Here is a 17,076-nt window from a genome sequence, read left to right on the forward strand (position 1 = left end):
ACCGCTTTTGCAAAAGCGGTTTCCCTCTCCCCTTCCTCTCAGCCGCCGGAGCTAATGGGCTTCAGCCCAGTTAACGCCGATGCCGAGATCCACTTTGAGGGGCACGTTGAGGTCGGCGGTGTTCTGCATGAGCTGCTGGATGCGTTCGCCCGCTTTCCGGGCGTTTTTCTCTGGCACTTCGAGGACGAGTTCGTCATGCACTTGCAGGATGAGCTGTGCGTCGAGGTCACGAAGGGTCTCGTCCTGATGGGCTTTGATCATGGCCATCTTGATGATGTCGGCGGCACTGCCTTGAATGACGGTGTTGACTGCCTGTCGGCGGGCCTGTGAGATGACCTGATTGTTGCGGGAGTGCAGCTCGGGGAGCAGGCGTCGGCGACCGGCGAGGGTGGTGACGAAACCGTGCTCTTCGGCGTCGTGGATGATGCTTTCGTAGAAGCCTTTGAGGGTGGCGAGTTTCTCGAAGTAGCGTTCGATGAACTCTTTGGCCTCGTTCATGGTGATGCCGAGTTCGCGGGCGAGCTTTTGGGGTCCCATGCCGTAGATCAGGCCGAAGTTGACGGTCTTGGCGTTGCGGCGTTCCTCGGGGGTGACGTCGTCGTTTGTCTTTTCCGAGAGCAGGGCCGCGGTGGTGGTGTGAATGTCGGCGTCGTTGTTGAAGGCGTCGACGAGCGCGGGATCTGCGGAGAAGTGGGCGAGGACGCGCAGTTCGATCTGGGAGTAGTCGGCGGCTGCCAGCAGGTTGCCTTTTTCTGCGGTGAAGCAGGCGCGCATGCGTTTGCCGTGCTTGCCCCGGATGGGGATGTTCTGCAGGTTCGGGCGCGAGCTGGAGAGGCGTCCGGTTGCAGTTGCCAACTGGTTAAAATGGGTGTGGATTCGCCCGTCCTCGGCCGCTAGCTTCGGGAGCGGTTCGAGGTAGGTGGAGCGCAGTTTTTCCAGCATCCGGTATTCGAGGATGTCCTCGACGATGGGGTGCTGGTCGCGGATCTTTTCCAGCACGGTGTTGGCTGTGGAGAGCTGCCCTCCGGCGGTCTTTCCGGCCGGTTTGAGGCCGAGGGTGTCGAAGAGCACGGTGGCGAGCTGTTGGCTGGAGCGGATGTTGAACTCTTCGCCCGCCTTGTCGATGATGTCGCGGGTGAGAGATGAGAGCTGGCCGCTGACTTCTTCGAGGAACCCGTTGAAGGCATCGTTGTCGATGGCGACTCCGGCGCGTTCCATGGCCACGAGCACGGGGATGAGCGGGATTTCGAGGTCGCGCATCAGCGGGCCGAGCTTGGCGTTGTCCACCTGCGGCATCACGCCTTTCATGTAGGCGAGGGCGGCGAGGCCATCAGCATCGGGGTGCAGGTCGTCGGTGACGTGGGAAAAGTCCTGTCCGGCGTGCAGAGACTGCTTGAGGCGGTCCCAGCCGTAGCCGCGCGCTTCGGGGTCGAGCAGGTAGGCGGCGAGACTCAGGTCGTACCACTTGGTGCTCGGGATGTCCGCCCAGCAGGTGTCGTGGCGGATAAGCTCCTGCAGGCTGGGCGTGGCAAGCAGCCGGGCTTTGCCGAGGCGTTCGGCCAGCGGTGCGGCTTCGTTCTTGTAGAAATATTCCTTCTTGCCGAGGCCGATGCGGAAGCCGCCTTCCACGGGGCAGAGGCCGACGTCGGCGTTGTCGAAGTCGGGCAGGGCGTCTGCGTCGGCAACTGTTACGACCTCAAGCGGGGCGAGATCCTTGACCGGTTCCGGGGCGGTGCCGAAGAGTGAGAGTTGGGTCGCGCCGGACGGTTCGGCCTGTTTCTTCGGAGCCTTGGCTGGTTGGTCCGCAGGTGCGGGGACGGCGGCTGCGAGGGAGCGCAGTTCGTAGCCGAGGAGGAAGTCGCGCAGAGCTTCGCGGTCGGGGTCGCTTACGCTGAAGGCGGAAAGCTCGTCATCGCAGCAGTCCAGCTTCATGCGGGTCAGCTCGCGGTAGGTAAAGATGTTTTCCAGCTCCGGCTCGACCTTTTCGCGCAGTTTGGGCGGCAGGGATTCGTATCCTTCTCGCAGGTCTTCGAGGGTCGGGAAGTCGGCCATGATCTTTTTGGCAGTGACGGGACCGACCTTGGGGATGCCGGGGATGTTGTCGGACGAATCGCCGATGAGGGCCTGAAAATCGGGCCACTGGTTCGGCTCCATGCCTTCCTCTTCGCGGAAGCTCTCAAGGGTGATGATCTTCTCTTTGCGTCCGGCCTGATTCAGGATGCAGACGTTTTTATCAAGACATTGCTTGAGGTCCTTGTCCGAGGCCACAATGACCACCGGGCGTTCGGCCTTGAACTTGTTGGCCAGCGCTGCGATGCAGTCGTCGGCTTCCACGCCGTCGGAGACGATGAGGGTCACGCCGAGCATCTTCACGCCTTCGCGGACCGGATCGATCTGGGCGGCGAGGTTCTCGGGCATGGCCGGTCGGTTGGCCTTGTACAGGTCATAGAGCTCGTTGCGGAAGGTCGGCCCCTTGCCGTCCATGAGGAAGGCAACGTATTTCGGCTGTTCGTTCTTGAGCAGGTTGAAGAGCGAGCGCAGGGTGGTGTTGATGGCGCCGGTGGGGAATCCGTCCGAGCGCGTCAGGTCCGAGCGGGCGTAGAAGGAGCGGTACAGCAGCGCGGTCCCGTCGATGAGGTAGACGGGGTCCTTGTCGAAATTGAGGCGGTCTTTGAGGGGCATGGCTTTAGGGGGGGCTAGATGCGTTTGATCACGCCCCGTTTGCCCTTGCCGAGCTTCTTGAGCATGAAGATTTCGGGGTCCTCGTCACCGAGGCTTTCCAGCGGCACTTCGGCCCTGGCTGCTTCCTTGTGTCCGCCTGCGGAGCCGAGGTCGCCGAGCAGGTTGCCGGCCATCTTGCCCATGTCGCGGCGCATGCCGTCACCCCGGAAAATGACAACGAGTTTGTCATCGTAGACACCGGAGACGACAAGCCACGGCACGCCGTGGATGCGGGTGAAGAAGTCGGCTACAATAACGAGGATGTCCGGGTTTTCCACGTTTCCGGCGTGGGCAAAGAGGCCTTGTCCCACGCGGCGGAGGTTGTAGAAGGAGCGGGAGAAATAGCGCATCCAGTCGAGGTGGAACTCGCTGCGGCTGATGCGGTTCATGAGTTTTATGTCCGCGAACTTGTTCAGGTACTTGAACGCGGCCATGTCCGTGTCCGTGAATTCCCGCTCAAAGCTCCGGGTGTCGCTCTTGATGCCGTACATAAGCGCGGTGGCCAGCAGTTTCGCCGGGCGGATGCGCATGTTGTACAGGTATTCGGTGAGCATGGTGCAGGTGGCACCGTACTTGGGGCGAACGTCCACGAAGGGGGCTTCGGGCTTCTGGTCTGGCAGGATGGGGTGGTGGTCGATGATGATGGAAAAATCGAACTGTTCAAATTCCGGGTTGTGATGCGGCTGCGAATCCACCAGCGCGAATTTGTCGTACTGGGCCACAAGGTTCGGGATGACCTTGCGGGTGGGGATGCGCAGGTAGCGGATCATGGCCAGATTGTCCGGCCGTTTGATCTCGTTGATCTGCCCGATGCCTACGTGGGCCACCTTTCGGGTCATGATTCGCTTGAGGGCGAGGGCCGAGCCGAGGGCGTCGGGGTCGGCGTTAATCAAGATGAGCCAGGCGTCGTCCTTGTTGAACTGTGCCGTCAGGTTTTCGACTTGCTCGTCCAGCTGCCTGAAGATTGCCATGCTTTCCCTATTTGAGTTTGAGCGGCAGCCCGGCGGCCACGAGATGAACCGCATCCGCAATGCGGGCAACTTCTCGATTCAATGCGCCGAGGCTTCGGATGAAGGCCCTGACCGTACCCGACATGGGCAGGGGGCCCAGACCGGCTTCACAGGAAACCAGTATCAGCTCCGCTCCTCTCCAGTTTTCAAGAACATCAAGTAATTCCGAGATGTTCTCGGTTTCGCTCCTTGCCTCGCGGGATGCAAAGAGCCAGAAATCAAGACTGTCCGCAATCACAGACCGAAAGTCCGTGTTAGCTTGTCTGAGCTTTTGAGGCAAGTCCCGACCTGCCTCAAGCACCTCGATTTGAGGATTTCTTTCGTGACGATGGGTGTTTATCTGCCTTCGGAATTCCTGATCCCCCGCCTTTCCGGTTGCTATGAAGGCATGCGGGCCGGGGTGGGATTCCAGCAGTTCAAGGGCGTAATCCGACTTGCCGGATTTGTTGCCGCCGAGAACGAGCGTTATCATCGTTTCAACCCCCATCCGTCAAGCAGTGCATCCAGTTCGTTCAGCGAGGCTGTCAGGTGTGCTTCGCGAAATACTTCCAGAACAACGGTTTTCAGGGACGCCGCGCGTTTCAGCCAGTCGCGGAGCACGTCCCTGCCGCGGTCGTCCAGCCGGGTCAGCGGCCCGTGTTCCCCTCTGGGGCCGGGGCCGTAGACGTGAAGCATGCGCACTCGCTCCCACAGGCCCGGTATATCCGTCAACCCCTTCTGCCCGAAGGCGAGATAATGGCCGAGGTCGAGGCAGAAACCAAATCCGCAGCGGATTGCCGCGTTTGCGCATCCCGTCAGGTCGTTGTTCTCGATGTTCTCCAGAAGCACCGTTTCCGGGTCCGTCCCGGCTTCGTGCAGCCGTTTGGCCAGAGGCTCCAGTGCTGCCGCATCATCCGGGGGATGGAGCACATAGGCCGCGGGGCGAAGATAGTCAACCTTCCGGGCCAGTCCGAGAATGGTTTCTGCCACGGCGTCCACGCCCAATGCCCATGGCAGGTCCAGCGGAAGATGGACGTGATAGCCGAGCGGCAGGTCTGCGAGGTCCGGGGCAAGGTCTTCGTCCGTATAGTTCAGGCAGGCCTCGGACTCGAAAAAAACCAGCGCTGCCTCATCCACTTTTCCTGCCAGAAAACGGCAGTTGCCGGACACCGTATCCGGGATCACGAACGAGGGCGCAGCCACCGTGAACGGGGCGTCGGAAATGCGACGGGCGTGCAGATTCTTCCCGTTTTCGTCAGGTTTTGATGCACCAGCGCCCGCAGGCTCATGAGAGGCGGAATCACAACCGCCTGAAAGGGAATGATTATCGTTTGAAGGCATGGCTATTGCTTACAGACTGTATCGACAACCTCATCCGGGAGTGTTTGCCATGAAGGCCGTCCGGAACATCGCGCAACACGCGCTCAATCCACTGCACATTTTTTGCCGCCTGCGTCAGGCGGGCATGAATCATCGTGCGGCGAGGATTCTGTGTCGCGTGTACGAAACCTGCCTCTACCGCATCGTGTTTCCCATTTAGTCCAGAAGGCTGATCTGCTTTTCCTTCTGAACCTTTCTGGCGGTCATGGTGCTTTTGGTAAAGAGTTCTTCGGGGATTTCCCTGAGATATCGAGAGGGCGGCAGGTTGAGCCGCTTTCCGAACAGTTGGCGTGATTCCGCGCGGCTGAGGAAGAGCATCCGCTTGGCGCGCGTCATGGATACATAAAGCAGCCGCCGCTCCTCGGCGAACGACTGTCCCCGTCCCGGCGTGAGCGTGACCTTGGCCGTGAGCAGGTCCAGCCCGGCAAACGGCATGATGCCCTCCTCCAGCGCCGGGATGAATACGGCTTCGAATTCCAGCCCCTTGGCCGCGTGCATGGTCATTATCTGAACCTTTTCGGCAGCCTTGCTGATGAGCTCGGTCTCGCTCTGCAGGCTGACCCAGTTCACCAGCCCGGCCCAGCCGCCGCGCCTGTCAAACTCGGTCTTGAGCTGGCGGAACGCCTTGCTTTCCCAGAAAAACTGGTCAAATGGCGGCACTTCGGCGAGGTAGGCCGAGAGTCCGATAGGCCCTTTTGCGAGGATGTGCTCCGGCACTTCCAGTACTTCCTCGCTCCCCACCATGGTCATGCCGAGGAAGCTGCCTGCCGCGTCGAGGATGAGCTTGCAGCGCGGGTCGTTCCAGAAAGCCTCGGTCTCGGGCGTGGAAACCGGCAGGCCGAAACGCTTGAGCGCGGACTCCATGAGCGGAACCAGTGCCTTGAAGCGCACCAGCACGGCGATGTCTCCGGGCGTCACGGTGGTGTGCCCGGTGCTGTCGGCGATTGTATGGCTGGTTGCCCCGATGAGTTTCTTGGCTCGATCCGCGATCCATGCCGCCTCGCGCATGCCGTCCGGCGATTCGAAGGTGTGCATGACGGGTTCCCTGTCGCGGCGTGCGATTATACGCGTGTCGTCCGGGAACAGGGATTGCGCGGCCGTGAGCACGTTCTGTGCGGAGCGGTAGTTTTCGTCCAGCGTCACGGTCTTGAGCGAGGGCCAGAATTCCTTGAGCCTTGCCTCGGCATCATCGGCGGCGCCGCGGAACCCGTAGATGGACTGGCGCGGGTCGCCAATGCAGAAGACGCCTTCTCCGGACTCGGGGGCGATGCCTTTTATCACCGCCAACTGGAGCGGGGTGAGGTCCTGCACCTCGTCCACGAGCACGTGCTTCCACGGCTGGTGGAAGGTGGGCGCGCCGGTCTGTTCCAGCATGAATTCGAGAAGGTCGGTGTGGTCCAGCAGGTTCCAGTGGTTCTTCTGGTTGCCGTAGTTGATGTGGGCCTCAAAGATGTCATCGGGGATATCTTCAAGACGCTCGCGGGAAAGATTGTATTTGTCCCAGTAATGTTTGAGGTGTTTCTTGTCTATGTCCGGATTGACCTCGTGGAACAATCGGATGGCGGCCTCTTCGGGCAGGATCACCGGGGTCTCGGAGTAGGCGTGTTTCCAGTAGTCGAAGCACAGGGAGTGGAGCGTTCCGGCCTGAGGCGGATTTTCGTCCTCGCCGCGTTCGCGCTGCAGCCTGTCGCGCAGTTCCTGTGCGGCGCGCCGGGTGAAGGTCAGGCAGAGAATGCTTCTTGCGCGTTCTCCTTTGTCCAGCAGACGGTTCACGCGGCCCATGAGGGTCTGGGTCTTGCCTGTGCCGGGGCCGGCCATGACCAGAATCGGCCCGGGGCCTGCCTTGATGGCCTTCTGCTGGGCCTTGTTATAGGTAATGGCCTCTTCCTGCGGGGTGCTCGGCATAGTCATGGGCGGGCAGGCAAGCGTGGCTGCCTCGCCTTTTTCCGGGCGAGGAATGGTCACCAGCGTGCCGCCGCTCTTGATCTGGTCGCGCTCCTGCTGGGTGAAGACAGTGATGACGCCGAATTCGCCGTCAAAACCGGGAGTGCGGATGACGCGGCCCTCACGCATTCTGCTTATGCCTTCGGCCAGTGCGCAGCCGTATTTTTTGAGGTCGTCCTCGGGGGCGCGCTGCAGGATGGTCAGTTCGGAGCCGAATTCGGCGATGAGGTCCATGTAGAGCTTGTGGACTTTTTTGGAGCCGGGGCCGACGCCAACGACTTCGGACAGGACTTCCTTGAGCGGGATGAGCGAGGTGAAACCGGGCTGCCCTGCGGGCTGCACCGGCTCGTCGCGGTCTGCAAGTTCCAGCACGCGGGCATAGACGCCTCTGGTGACGGGCTTGCCGCAGACCGGGCAGAGCCCGCCGCGCGCCTCGGTTTCGTGCGGGTCCATGACCACGCCGCACTTGCGGTGGCCGTCCATGTGGTACTTTCCTTCCTCCGGAAAGAATTCCACGGTGCCGAGAAATTTGTTGCCCAGTCCCTCGCCCTTAAGCGCTCGGTAGATGCCCTCAAAGGACATTTCCGCGCGGAAGAGGTTGGCCTCGCGCCCCAGCTTTTCACCGGAATGGGCGTCGGAGTTGGAGATGAGCCGGATGCGGTCCAGCTCGCTCCATGTCCAGTTCATGTCCGGGTCCGAGGAGAGGCCGGTCTCCATGGCGAAGATTTCCTTTGCGTAGTCGCCGTAGCATTCGGCTATGGAGTCGAAGCCGGATTTGGAGCCGAAGAGCGAGAACCACGGGGTCCAGATATGCGCGGGCACCACGAAGGCCATGGGGTGGGTGTTCATGACCAGATCGACCAGATCGCGCGAATCAAGCCCGAGGATTGGGCGGCCGTCCGACTCGATGTTGCCGATGGCGGCCAGCTTCTCGTTCAGGCGTTTCACGGATTCGAGGTCCGGCATGTAGACGAGGTTGTGAATCTTTCTGGTCTTGCCCGCGCGCTTGTATATGGAACTGATCTCCGCTTGAAGCATGAAGCGCGTGGTCCCTGCCAGCGGACCGGACGTGCCGGGTATCTCGTCTTCGAGCCCCTCTGCATTCTTGAGGGTGAAGAGCCCGGAGCCGTCGTCCACGAGGTGTTCCTCGATTTCCTCAACCATGCGGGGTGGGTGAAATCGCCGGTTCCGAGGACGTTGAGGCCCTTGATGCGGGCCCATGCGGCAAGATTCCTGATGGTGAGATTCTTGCTTGTGGCCCGTGAGAAACGAGAATGAATGTGCAGGTCGGCGGTGAATCGTTCCATGCCGGAACACTATGCCCAACCGCCTCATATTGCAACCCGACGGCGGAAAAATTCACCTTGACGGGTGTAGTTGTTGCGCCTACAACAAACCGCATGAAACCTGACATGATAAAGGCCAGAGATTCCTTTGGCTATCTTTCCTATAAGACGAGTCGGCTTATTGTGAACGGGCTCACGGCGCTCTTTGTTGAGAACGGCGTGGACATCACCGTGGAACAATGGCGGGTGCTTTTGCCTCTGCACCAGTATGACGGCCTCCCGCAGGGCGTCATCGGCGAGGCCTTGCTGCAGGAGAAAACCGGCATCAGCCGCCTTGCGGCTGGGCTGGAGCGACACGGCTACATCCGCCGCGAACCGGACGAGGAGGATCGCCGCCTGAAGCGGCTGTTCATTACCGACGCCGGGCGCGAAGTGGTGGAGAAGACCATGCCGCTGGCCGCCTCGCTCATGGCCGAGGCCGAGAAGGGCATTCCAGAGGATGAAGTGCACCTCGCCAAGAGCGTCATGCACCGTGTACTGGAAAACCTCCTTGGTCACCCCGACCCCGCAGTAGTCTGTTGCGACGACGAAGAAGGGGTCTGACTGTCCCGTCCCAGTCCCGAGCATGGCTCTCCGAGCCAAACGAGATCTCATCAAGCCGACCCCTGTAGCGGTCACGGTTTGAGTGCTATAGACTTTTTACGCAGAACCAGAGGGTATATCTCATGAAACGTATCATAACCAGCGTGCTTCTCTTCCTGCTGGCCGTCACTCCCGCGTTGCGGACAAGCCCGAGGGCGGCGGACCGCCTCCGGCTGTTGTTGTTACCGCAAAGGTAACGGCGGGCAAGGTCGCCCCGCAGACCGAGTACGTGGGCACAGTCTTTTTCTCTGAGCAGTCCAGCGTGGCGGCGGAGATAGAAGGCAAGGTCGTGGAAATTCCGGTGAACCACGGCTCTCACGTCAACAAGGGTGACGTGCTGGTTCAGCTCTCCACGGATATCATCGACCGCAAGATCGCCACGCCCGGGCGTTGATGAATCAGGCCCGCGCGGACTACGAGACCGCACGTCTTGAAGGCGAGCGCGTCAGCAAGCTCTTCGACTCCAAGTCCGTTGCCAAGGGCGAATACGACAACAAGCGTCTCGGTGCCGAAGCCGCCCAGATGAAATTTGTCGCATCCCGCGCAATCATGAATCGCCTGCAGCTTGAAAAGGAAAAGAAAACCATTCGCGCGCCGTTTGACGGCATCGTGCTGGAGCGTACGGTCAGCCGCGGCGAATGGGTTGGCGTAGGAACGGTCGTCACCGAGATGGGCCGCGACGACGAATACGATGTCGAGTGCAACGTCCCGGCCCGGGCCTCCTCCGTGATCCAGGAGGGCCTTGAAGTGGTGGTCCGCGTGAGCGACCGGGAAATCCCTGGCAAAGTCTACGCGGTCATTCCCAAGGGTGACGTCTCCACCCGCACCTTCCCGATCAAGATTCGCGTGAAGAGCCCCGGTTTTCTTGCTGAAGGCATGGAGGCCCGCGTGGCGCTGCCTTCCGCGCCCGCCGGGAAAACGCTCATCGTGCCCCGTGACGCTGTCATCTCGTCCCGTGGCCAGATGGTCGTCTGGGCCGTTGTTGACGGCAAGGCCGTACCCATGCCGGTCCGCGTGACCGGGTTCAAGGACCTTGAGGCGGGTGTGACCTCCGAAAAGCTGCAGGAAGGCATGACCGTGGTGGTCAAGGGCAATGAACGGCTGCGCCCCGGCCAGCCCGTGGCCCCGAAACCGCAAACGCCTTCCAAAGAGCAGTAGGGGGACCGCATGGATATCGTCAAAACGGCTATTTCCAAGCCGGTCGCCGTCCTTGTGGGCGTCATCCTGATTTTGCTTTTCGGGATTCTTGCGCTCTACGGACTGCCGTATCAGCTCACTCCCAGCGTGACCGAGCCGGACATCTCCATCACCACGACATGGCCCGGTGCCACGCCGTACGAGATTGAACGCGACGTCATCGAGGAACAGGAAAAGGTTCTCAAGGGCATACCCGGACTTGTGGAAATGGAATCCACCTGCTCCAACGGTCTCGGCGAACTGACCCTGACTTTCGAGATCGGCACGGACGTCAACGGCGCGCTGCTGCGCGTCTCCAACAAGCTGGACGAGGTGCCGGACTATCCCGACGACGTGGACAAGCCGATCATCTCCGCGTCCGGTGCGTCCACCTCGCCGGTCATCTGGATGATTCTGCGGACCCTGCCCGGCAACGAGCGCGATCCGCAGACCTATCGGACCTTCTTTGAAAACGAAGTCCGGCAATATATCGAGCGCGTTCAGGGCGTCTCCGACCTCTTCATGGGCGGCGGGCGCGAGGACGAGATGCAGGTGGTCGTGGACCCGGTCAAGCTGGCCGCCTACAACCTGACCATCGGCAAGCTCATGGAGGTCATGCAGAGCGCAAACATCTCCATGTCAGCGGGCAACCTCGGCCTTGGACGGCGCGACTACCGCGTGCGTACCCCGGCCGACCTGAATTCGCCGGAAAAACTCCTGAACATGGTCGTCAGCTCTTCCGGACAGTTCCGCGTATTGCTGCGCGACGTCGCCACGGTGCAGCGCGGCAACGACAAAGCCAGCGTGGTCATGCTCCACAACGGTGTGGAAGGCATGGCCGTCGGCGTGAAGCCGGAACCGGGCAGCAACGTGCTCGATCTCACGGACCGCGTGTACGATGTCGTGGAGGGTCTCAACGCCGGGATAATGAAGGACAACGATGTCCAGCTGGATTGGGTCTATGACCAGCGACCTTACATCAACGGCGCCATTGATCTCGTGCAGCGAAACATCATCATCGGCGGCCTGCTGGCAATCACCGTGTTGCTGGTGTTCCTGCAAAGCGGCACAGCGACCGTCATTGTCGCCGTCGCCATTCCCATCTCGATCATCGGCGCGTTCATCATTTTCGCCTTTGCCGGGCGAAGTCTGAACGTCGTCTCAATGGCGGGCATATCATTCGCGGTCGGGATGCTCGTGGACAACGCCATCGTCGTTCTTGAAAATATCGACCGACACCGAAACATGGGCAAAGGGCCGTTCGAGGCTGCCTATGACGGGGCAAGCGAGGTATGGGGCGCGGTGCTCGCATCGACCCTGACCACCGTGGCCGTGTTCCTGCCCGTCGTGTTCATGGAACAGGAGGCCGGGCAGCTCTTCAAGGACATCGCCATCGCGGTGACGGGCGCCATTATCCTTTCCCTGTTCGTGTCTGTTTTGGTCATCCCCATGCTCGCAAACCGTCTTTACTCCTTTGCCGCCAAGCGCCAGAGCAACTCGCCGCGCGACCCGCAGGGCATGAAGTTCCTCAAGCGGGTCATGCTGCCGCTGACCAAGATCGGCGGCAAGGCATCGGACTTCATCATGGGCCTGCTCGAGCGCGGCATCGCCACGTGGAAGGCGAGGTTGGTGACCATTCTTTCGCTGACCCTTGCCTCGATACTCATGGTCTGGGCCTTCTTCCCCAAGATGGAGTACCTGCCGCAAGGGAACCGCAACCTGATCATCAACTTGCTTATCCCGCCTCCGGGACTTTCGCTCGATGAGCGCGAGTCCATGGGCAGATATGTCTTTGAGCAGACCAAGCCCTACTTTGAGAAAGAAATCGACGGCCTGCCGAAACTCGAAGACATGTTCTTTGTCTCCGCGCCGACCATCAACCTGTTCGGTGCCATTTCCAGCGAAGAGCAGCGCGCCGGTGAACTGATTCCCATGTTTTCGCGCGTACTGAACTCCATGCCCGGTGTGTTCGGGGTCTCGCTTCAGGCCAGCATCTTCGAGCAGGGGCTTGGAGAGGGCCGCAACATCTCGGTGGATATCAGCGGGTCGAGCCTTGAAAGCATCGTTGCCGCCGCCGGGACCATGTTCGGTATGGCGATGAAAGAGATTCCCGGCTCACAGGTCCGTCCTGTCCCCTCGCTGGAGTTGCTGTATCCGGAAGTGCGCTTTGTGCCGGAGCGTGAACGTGTCCGTTCTGCCGGGCTGACAGCCCGCGACCTCGGCGTGGCCGTGGACGTGATTCTCGATGGCCGCAAGATCGGGGACTACAAGGAAGAGGGCAAGAAGAAGATCGACCTTGTCCTGAAGGCTCGGACGAGGACGTGAAGACGCCGGAAGACCTTGAGCGCGCTCTGGTTGCCACCCCTCAGGGCTGGGCCGTGCCGCTTGATTCCCTTGCAAAGGTCGAGCGCACCTACGGGCTGAACCAGATTCGCCACCTTGAACGCAAGAGGACCATCACCCTGCAGATCACCCCGCCCAAGACCATGCCGCTGCAGCAGGCCATGGAGACGGTGGATCAGAAGCTCATCCCTGCCGTGAAGGGCATGGGGCTGCTGCAGAATCTGGAAGTGCGTCTCTCCGGCGCGGCGGACAAACTCACCGTTACCCGCAACGCGCTGCAAGGCAACTTCCTGCTGGCGCTGCTCATAACGTATCTGCTGATGGCGGCCCTGTTCGAGAACTTCATCTACCCGTTCATCATCCTCTTCACCGTGCCGCTGGCCGGTGCTGGCGGGTTCCTCGGACTGAAGCTCGAAAACTGGTTCATTGCCCAGCAACCAATGGACATCCTGACAATGCTCGGGTTCGTCATCCTGATCGGTGTCGTGGTCAACAACGCGATCCTCATCGTCCACCAGTCGCTCAACAACGTGCGCGAGCACGCCATGGAGCATCTGGATGCGGTGCTTGAGGCCACGCGAACACGATTGCGACCAATCTACATGTCAGCGTCCACCTCGATATTCGGCATGCTGCCGCTGGCAGTGGCACCCGGGCCGGGTTCGGAGCTGTACCGCGGCCTCGGAGCGGTCGTGCTCGGCGGGCTGGCGCTCTCCACGGTCTTCACTGTGTTCGTCATCCCCGCGCTGCTGATGTTCTTCATCAAGATGGAGAAAGTCGGCAGCAAGGCCGCCTAGCGGTCCCAGAGATAAAACAAGCCCCCGGCAGCGTCTCGTTGCCGGGGGCTTTTCTTATGCGGCCCCATGGAAAAAGATCGGTCTCTTTCTCCTTCACAGGCGGTTTGATGTCGTCCATTCTCAGTCTTCCGGTTGGGTGATTGTTTCTTCTTGTTCGTACTATGAGGTGCTAAGCACTGCTCCAATATGTAGTAAATGCCGGATCGCCATATTGTTTGTGTGTTCCGTGCTATATATCATCCCAAAATAATACACGGTCTGCCACTGGTAGACTCTGGCGTCTAACTTACCTCGACATTTGTCGGTCCACTGCCCATTCGCCTTTTGCGGCAAGCCGATTTGACTTAATGCCCAACAGTCTAGCTTCAATTAGCGTCAATAACAGCAAATGAATGCCTTGCTTTACTTTTTACAACGAGTGCGGGTGCTGTGTCGATGGGCGATGGTGGCAATCCTTCCAATTGACCCTGACATGTCAAATCTTGGGAGCAAGATGTAGTCTAGGTGGTCGGATTTGTTGAAAGAAGCGATGGTCTGCGAACCCCGGCTGTGGTGACAAACAGTGCCATGAAACCAGTAGCTTTGATATGCCAGGCCAAACTGAATCCGGTTGGGCTAGTTTCTAGTAGATCGGTCCAATGGGGCTACCGGAAGTGAGGTGGGCAAGAGGGCACAAGGTCGCTGGACCCAGTAGGCTTGTATCAGCCATGTTTCTTGCCACCTGGGTATAGAAAACCCGCGCGGCATGATGTCCTTGGATGGAGTTATCAACTCGAAAGCGGACGACGGAAGTTCTCCCACCGAAGCTGCGAGTCGGTGATTTGATGTTCTTCCCAATCAGGCTCCCCCAGAGGTTCCGTTCTTACTATCCAGCTACTCAAACCACGGAGTGCTGACATGGTTTTCATTTTTCTTTGACGAACTTTGCAATCGTCTTGCCGAGAAGGGTGTATCCCGTTTTGTTGAAATGATTCCAGTCAGTTGGTCCGTGCACGAAAGAGGTGTGCGCAAGCTTCCTAACATCTTGAGAAAATCGAATGGGTTCAAAGCCATGAGTGATGGCGATCTCGTTTAGGCGTTCTTCCAGATGTTCAGAGCGGATTCTTGATTCTTGGGCTTCTTCCGTCGTGATTTCATAGATAGTGATAGGCGCAGGAATGTAGACGAATCCCTTGCGGGCATTAGGCCAGAATTGGGCCACTTGTTCGATGGCTTTGTCGAATATGCGGATAGCGATGGTAATTTGCTCTGGGCTGTACTTGGTGAGCATACCTTCTAATCCATCTGGAAGCATGACCGTCTTTCCGCTGATTTGGGCTGGGTAGTTTTTTCCTGAGGGTGGTGGGGTGCGTTCACGGGTGGAAGAATAGATTAGCCCTTCAATATACCGGCTGATAAGGTTTCCTGCTAGAAAGATGTCTTGCGTCCTGGGTAGGTTCCCTTGAACGTGACGTTTTTTCATCATGCTTTCAAAGCGAGAAAAAGCATCGTCGTCAAAGAGTTCCTTTCTATCGAAAATGGGAGTGAAATGACGAGAGACAAATTGAAGATTGTTTCTGATGTCATTGCCCTCATAGAAATAGACTATGACACTTTCGGGTGCAGGTATATCAAAACCCATGTCTTTGAGGTAGAGATATGTGTTTAGCGCATATATTGCTGCACCATCATAGTTTCCGGAGCCAGCGCGTGAAAGCGCGATGACGTCTTTGCCCGTTTCATCGTGCAAAACATGTGTTGCCTGATATTTCGTGTCTGCGCGGAAGTGGTTGTCCACAAACCAATCCCCCTGTCCGGCACCGTATGAGTCGCCAATGATTGCAACATAAGGAGCTTCGGGCGTTACACCGGATTTGGAAGTCTGCCCAAGGGTGCGCAACTCTCGGCATTGGTTGTTGAATACGTTTCGAGGCATGAACGGCAGGGATACACGAATCATAGCTTCAAGAAGGCCATAGCCGACCAGAATGCCTAGAATAACTAGAGAAATATTGAGGGATATTTTTTTTATCATGAAGTTCAGGTGGATGCTTTTCAGAGCGAGTGATTTGATATCGTTAGGCCGATCGGACTCTGGATGTCATATCTTCTGAAAATGTGCAACATCTCGTTTTCTCCCTCCGGGGTGGACATCATCCGGATTTCCGGAGATTATATACTTTTGACTGTATGAGAATCAGGCTTTCCCTAGGAACTGCCAGTGAGGAAATATGACTGAGATAGCAATAATAACCGGCGTTTCCAAAGGGCTTGGACGTGCGCTGGCGCTTCGATTGATACAGGACGACGTGACCGTTGTCGGCGTCTCGCGTTCCGAACCGGGGGATCAGGAACTCAAGCAGGCAGTGGAGCAAGGGAAATTGCTGCATGTCGCGGCGGACGTGACCGAGGCGGGAGTGGCGGAAACCGTTGTGGCCCGGGCTGCCGAGGCCGGTGCGGTGCGGCATCTGTTCAACTGCGCAGGTGCGGGCGTGTTCGGTCCTTGCGGCGGGTATTCAAGGGCCGATCTCGATAAGGCTTTTGGCGCGAATCTCACCGGGCTCATCCTTATGAGTGAGGCTGTCACCGAACCATTCAAGTGCGACGGTGGCGTTATCGTGAACGTGATGTCCACTGCCGCGCTTGCGGCCAAGGCGGGCGAGGCGGTTTACTGCGCGGCCAAGTGGGGGGCGCGGGCCTATACCGAGTCCTTGCGAGCCGAATGCAAGGGGACCGCCGCAAAGGTGGTCGCCGTGTATCCGGGCGGCATGAAGACCGGATTCTGGGAGTCGGCCACCAATTCCAGCGTCAATCCTTCGAATTTCATGGACCCCGACGAAGTGGCCGGGATCATGATCCGTGCGGTTGGCAATCATGAGACCGCATACGTAAGTGATCTGACCATCAACAGGAAATAGCGGGCACTGCGGCGGAGGAAAGCAGATGGGAGTGGTTATCGGCCTCGGAGAGGTCTTGTGGGACGTGCTGCCGGAGGGCAGGCAGTTGGGCGGCGCCCCGGCCAACTTTGCCTATCACGTCAATGCGCTTGGCGGCACGGGGGTTCCCGTGTCCAGAGTGGGCGACGATGAGCTGGGCCGTGAGGCCCTTGATATATTGCAGGAGCGCGGGCTTGACGTCAGCCATATTACGCTTGACCCGAACCATCCGACCGGGACCGTGCTGGCCGAGCTGGATGCGGAAGGGAAGGCGACCTATACTTTCCCGCCGAACGTGGCCTGGGACTATCTGGAGATTCCGTCCGCCACCGCAGTAATGGCCTCAAGGGCGGACGCGGTCTGCTTCGGTTCGCTGGCCCAGCGTTCCCCTGTGTCGCGCGCGGCTGTTCAGAGATTTCTCGATTCCATGTCCGAGGACTCCGTCAGGGTTTTTGACGTGAATCTGCGCGGCGAGCTTTACACGCCCGAAACCATCGCGGAATCGCTGGAGCTTGCCAATGTGCTGAAGGTAAGTGACGAGGAACTGCCGATTCTCGCAGATATTTTCGGGCTGAACGGCACCGAGGGATCGGTGATTGAAGCTGTTCTGGAACTGTTCTCTCTCGACCTCTGCGCCCTGACGCGAGGTGGCTCGGGAAGCCTCCTGCTTGCCGCTTCCGAAAGCCATGACCACCCCGGACTGTCCGTGGACGTCGTGGACACCATCGGCGCGGGTGATTCCTTTACTGCGGCCATGACGCTCGGCCTGCTTGCCGGATGGTCGCTGGCGGAGATCAACAAGCACGCCAACCGGGTTGCCGCAGCGGTCTGCGGTCATGCCGGAGCCATGCCCGTATTGAGCGAAAAACTGAAGGTTGCCTGA

The 17,076-nt window shown here is 59.2% G+C and carries 11 protein-coding genes and 2 pseudogenes; 7 read left to right on the plus strand and 6 right to left on the minus strand.

Going from position 1 to position 17,076, the window contains the following annotated elements; genetic code table 11:
- Positions 1-51 precede the first annotated feature (51 nt).
- The 4 genes from polA to cbiR are packed head-to-tail and all read right to left on the minus strand — an operon-like array spanning position 52 to position 5,051.
- Positions 52-2,682 carry a DNA polymerase I gene (polA, locus tag JCM12178_RS06430; RefSeq protein ID WP_054649795.1) on the minus strand — a complete coding sequence of 877 codons (2,631 nt, stop codon included), beginning with the start codon at positions 2,680-2,682 and terminating at the stop codon, positions 52-54.
- 14 nt (positions 2,683-2,696) lie between these two features.
- Positions 2,697-3,692: a DHH family phosphoesterase gene (locus tag JCM12178_RS06435; protein ID WP_054649797.1), complete on the minus strand. Its 996-nt coding sequence runs from the start codon at positions 3,690-3,692 to the stop codon at positions 2,697-2,699.
- A gap of 7 nt (positions 3,693-3,699) precedes the next feature.
- The gene (locus tag JCM12178_RS06440) at positions 3,700-4,203 is read right to left on the minus strand and encodes a bifunctional adenosylcobinamide kinase/adenosylcobinamide-phosphate guanylyltransferase (RefSeq protein WP_054649799.1); all 504 of its coding nucleotides are present in this window, start codon (positions 4,201-4,203) and stop codon (positions 3,700-3,702) included.
- Complete coding sequence (gene cbiR / locus JCM12178_RS06445) at positions 4,200-5,051, minus strand: cobamide remodeling phosphodiesterase CbiR (protein ID WP_054649802.1); 852 nt, start codon at positions 5,049-5,051, stop codon at positions 4,200-4,202. The genes JCM12178_RS06440 and cbiR overlap by 4 nt, the downstream gene beginning before the upstream one ends.
- A gap of 49 nt (positions 5,052-5,100) precedes the next feature.
- Here cbiR and JCM12178_RS18625 point away from each other — a divergent pair, with 49 nt between their 5' ends.
- Positions 5,101-5,250: a hypothetical protein gene (locus tag JCM12178_RS18625; RefSeq protein ID WP_172677077.1), complete on the plus strand. Its 150-nt coding sequence runs from the start codon at positions 5,101-5,103 to the stop codon at positions 5,248-5,250.
- Here the strand turns inward: JCM12178_RS18625 and JCM12178_RS06450 are convergent.
- Positions 5,247-8,341, minus strand: a pseudogene (locus JCM12178_RS06450) (UvrD-helicase domain-containing protein). The gene JCM12178_RS18625 and the pseudogene JCM12178_RS06450 overlap by 4 nt on opposite strands.
- A 105-nt stretch (positions 8,342-8,446) precedes the next feature.
- On the opposite strand from JCM12178_RS06450, the gene JCM12178_RS06455 reads away from it, so the two are divergent.
- The 4 genes and pseudogenes from JCM12178_RS06455 to JCM12178_RS06465 all read left to right on the plus strand — a co-directional run bounded on the left by JCM12178_RS06455 (position 8,447) and on the right by JCM12178_RS06465 (position 13,278).
- The gene (locus tag JCM12178_RS06455) at positions 8,447-8,923 is read left to right on the plus strand and encodes a MarR family winged helix-turn-helix transcriptional regulator (protein ID WP_054649804.1); all 477 of its coding nucleotides are present in this window, start codon (positions 8,447-8,449) and stop codon (positions 8,921-8,923) included.
- 268 nt (positions 8,924-9,191) lie between these two features.
- Positions 9,192-9,356 carry a biotin/lipoyl-binding protein gene (locus tag JCM12178_RS19475; protein ID WP_245628655.1) on the plus strand — a complete coding sequence of 55 codons (165 nt, stop codon included), beginning with the start codon at positions 9,192-9,194 and terminating at the stop codon, positions 9,354-9,356.
- Positions 9,356-10,120, plus strand: coding sequence for an efflux RND transporter periplasmic adaptor subunit (locus JCM12178_RS06460; RefSeq protein WP_245628656.1), 765 nt, complete (start codon positions 9,356-9,358; stop codon positions 10,118-10,120). Before JCM12178_RS19475 ends, JCM12178_RS06460 begins: the two co-directional genes overlap by 1 nt.
- Before the next feature lie 9 nt (positions 10,121-10,129).
- A pseudogene (locus JCM12178_RS06465) lies at positions 10,130-13,278 on the plus strand (efflux RND transporter permease subunit).
- Positions 13,279-14,182: 904 nt separating this feature from the next.
- Here the strand turns inward: JCM12178_RS06465 and JCM12178_RS06470 are convergent.
- The gene (locus JCM12178_RS06470) at positions 14,183-15,292 is read right to left on the minus strand and encodes a hypothetical protein (RefSeq protein ID WP_054649806.1); all 1,110 of its coding nucleotides are present in this window, start codon (positions 15,290-15,292) and stop codon (positions 14,183-14,185) included.
- 196 nt (positions 15,293-15,488) lie between these two features.
- Here JCM12178_RS06470 and JCM12178_RS06475 point away from each other — a divergent pair, with 196 nt between their 5' ends.
- Together JCM12178_RS06475 and JCM12178_RS06480 are read left to right on the plus strand one after the other, a co-directional pair.
- A complete protein-coding gene (locus JCM12178_RS06475) occupies positions 15,489-16,175 on the plus strand; it encodes an SDR family NAD(P)-dependent oxidoreductase (RefSeq protein ID WP_083465772.1) in 687 nt (228 codons plus the stop codon).
- Positions 16,176-16,200: 25 nt separating this feature from the next.
- Positions 16,201-17,076 (plus strand): carbohydrate kinase family protein, encoded by an 876-nt coding sequence (locus JCM12178_RS06480; protein ID WP_054649810.1) that lies wholly within the window; start codon positions 16,201-16,203, stop codon positions 17,074-17,076.

Source organism: Salidesulfovibrio brasiliensis JCM 12178 (assembly GCF_001311825.1).
Taxonomy (GTDB): Bacteria; Desulfobacterota; Desulfovibrionia; order Desulfovibrionales; family Desulfovibrionaceae; genus Pseudodesulfovibrio; species Pseudodesulfovibrio brasiliensis.

What these genes read in the sequence shown, in the direction of transcription:
- JCM12178_RS06455 (WP_054649804.1), top strand. Translation starts at nt 8,447, where the DNA reads ATGATAAAGGCCAGAGATTCCTTTGGCTATCTTTCCTATAAGACGAGT.
- JCM12178_RS06435 (WP_054649797.1), bottom strand. Translation starts at nt 3,692, where the DNA reads ATGGCAATCTTCAGGCAGCTGGACGAGCAAGTCGAAAACCTGACGGCA.
- JCM12178_RS06475 (WP_083465772.1), top strand. Translation starts at nt 15,489, where the DNA reads ATGACTGAGATAGCAATAATAACCGGCGTTTCCAAAGGGCTTGGACGT.
- JCM12178_RS18625 (WP_172677077.1), top strand. Translation starts at nt 5,101, where the DNA reads ATGAAGGCCGTCCGGAACATCGCGCAACACGCGCTCAATCCACTGCAC.
- JCM12178_RS06470 (WP_054649806.1), bottom strand. Translation starts at nt 15,292, where the DNA reads ATGATAAAAAAAATATCCCTCAATATTTCTCTAGTTATTCTAGGCATT.
- JCM12178_RS06440 (WP_054649799.1), bottom strand. Translation starts at nt 4,203, where the DNA reads ATGATAACGCTCGTTCTCGGCGGCAACAAATCCGGCAAGTCGGATTAC.
- JCM12178_RS06460 (WP_245628656.1), top strand. Translation starts at nt 9,356, where the DNA reads ATGAATCAGGCCCGCGCGGACTACGAGACCGCACGTCTTGAAGGCGAG.
- cbiR (WP_054649802.1), bottom strand. Translation starts at nt 5,051, where the DNA reads ATGCCTTCAAACGATAATCATTCCCTTTCAGGCGGTTGTGATTCCGCC.
- polA (WP_054649795.1), bottom strand. Translation starts at nt 2,682, where the DNA reads ATGCCCCTCAAAGACCGCCTCAATTTCGACAAGGACCCCGTCTACCTC.
- JCM12178_RS06480 (WP_054649810.1), top strand. Translation starts at nt 16,201, where the DNA reads ATGGGAGTGGTTATCGGCCTCGGAGAGGTCTTGTGGGACGTGCTGCCG.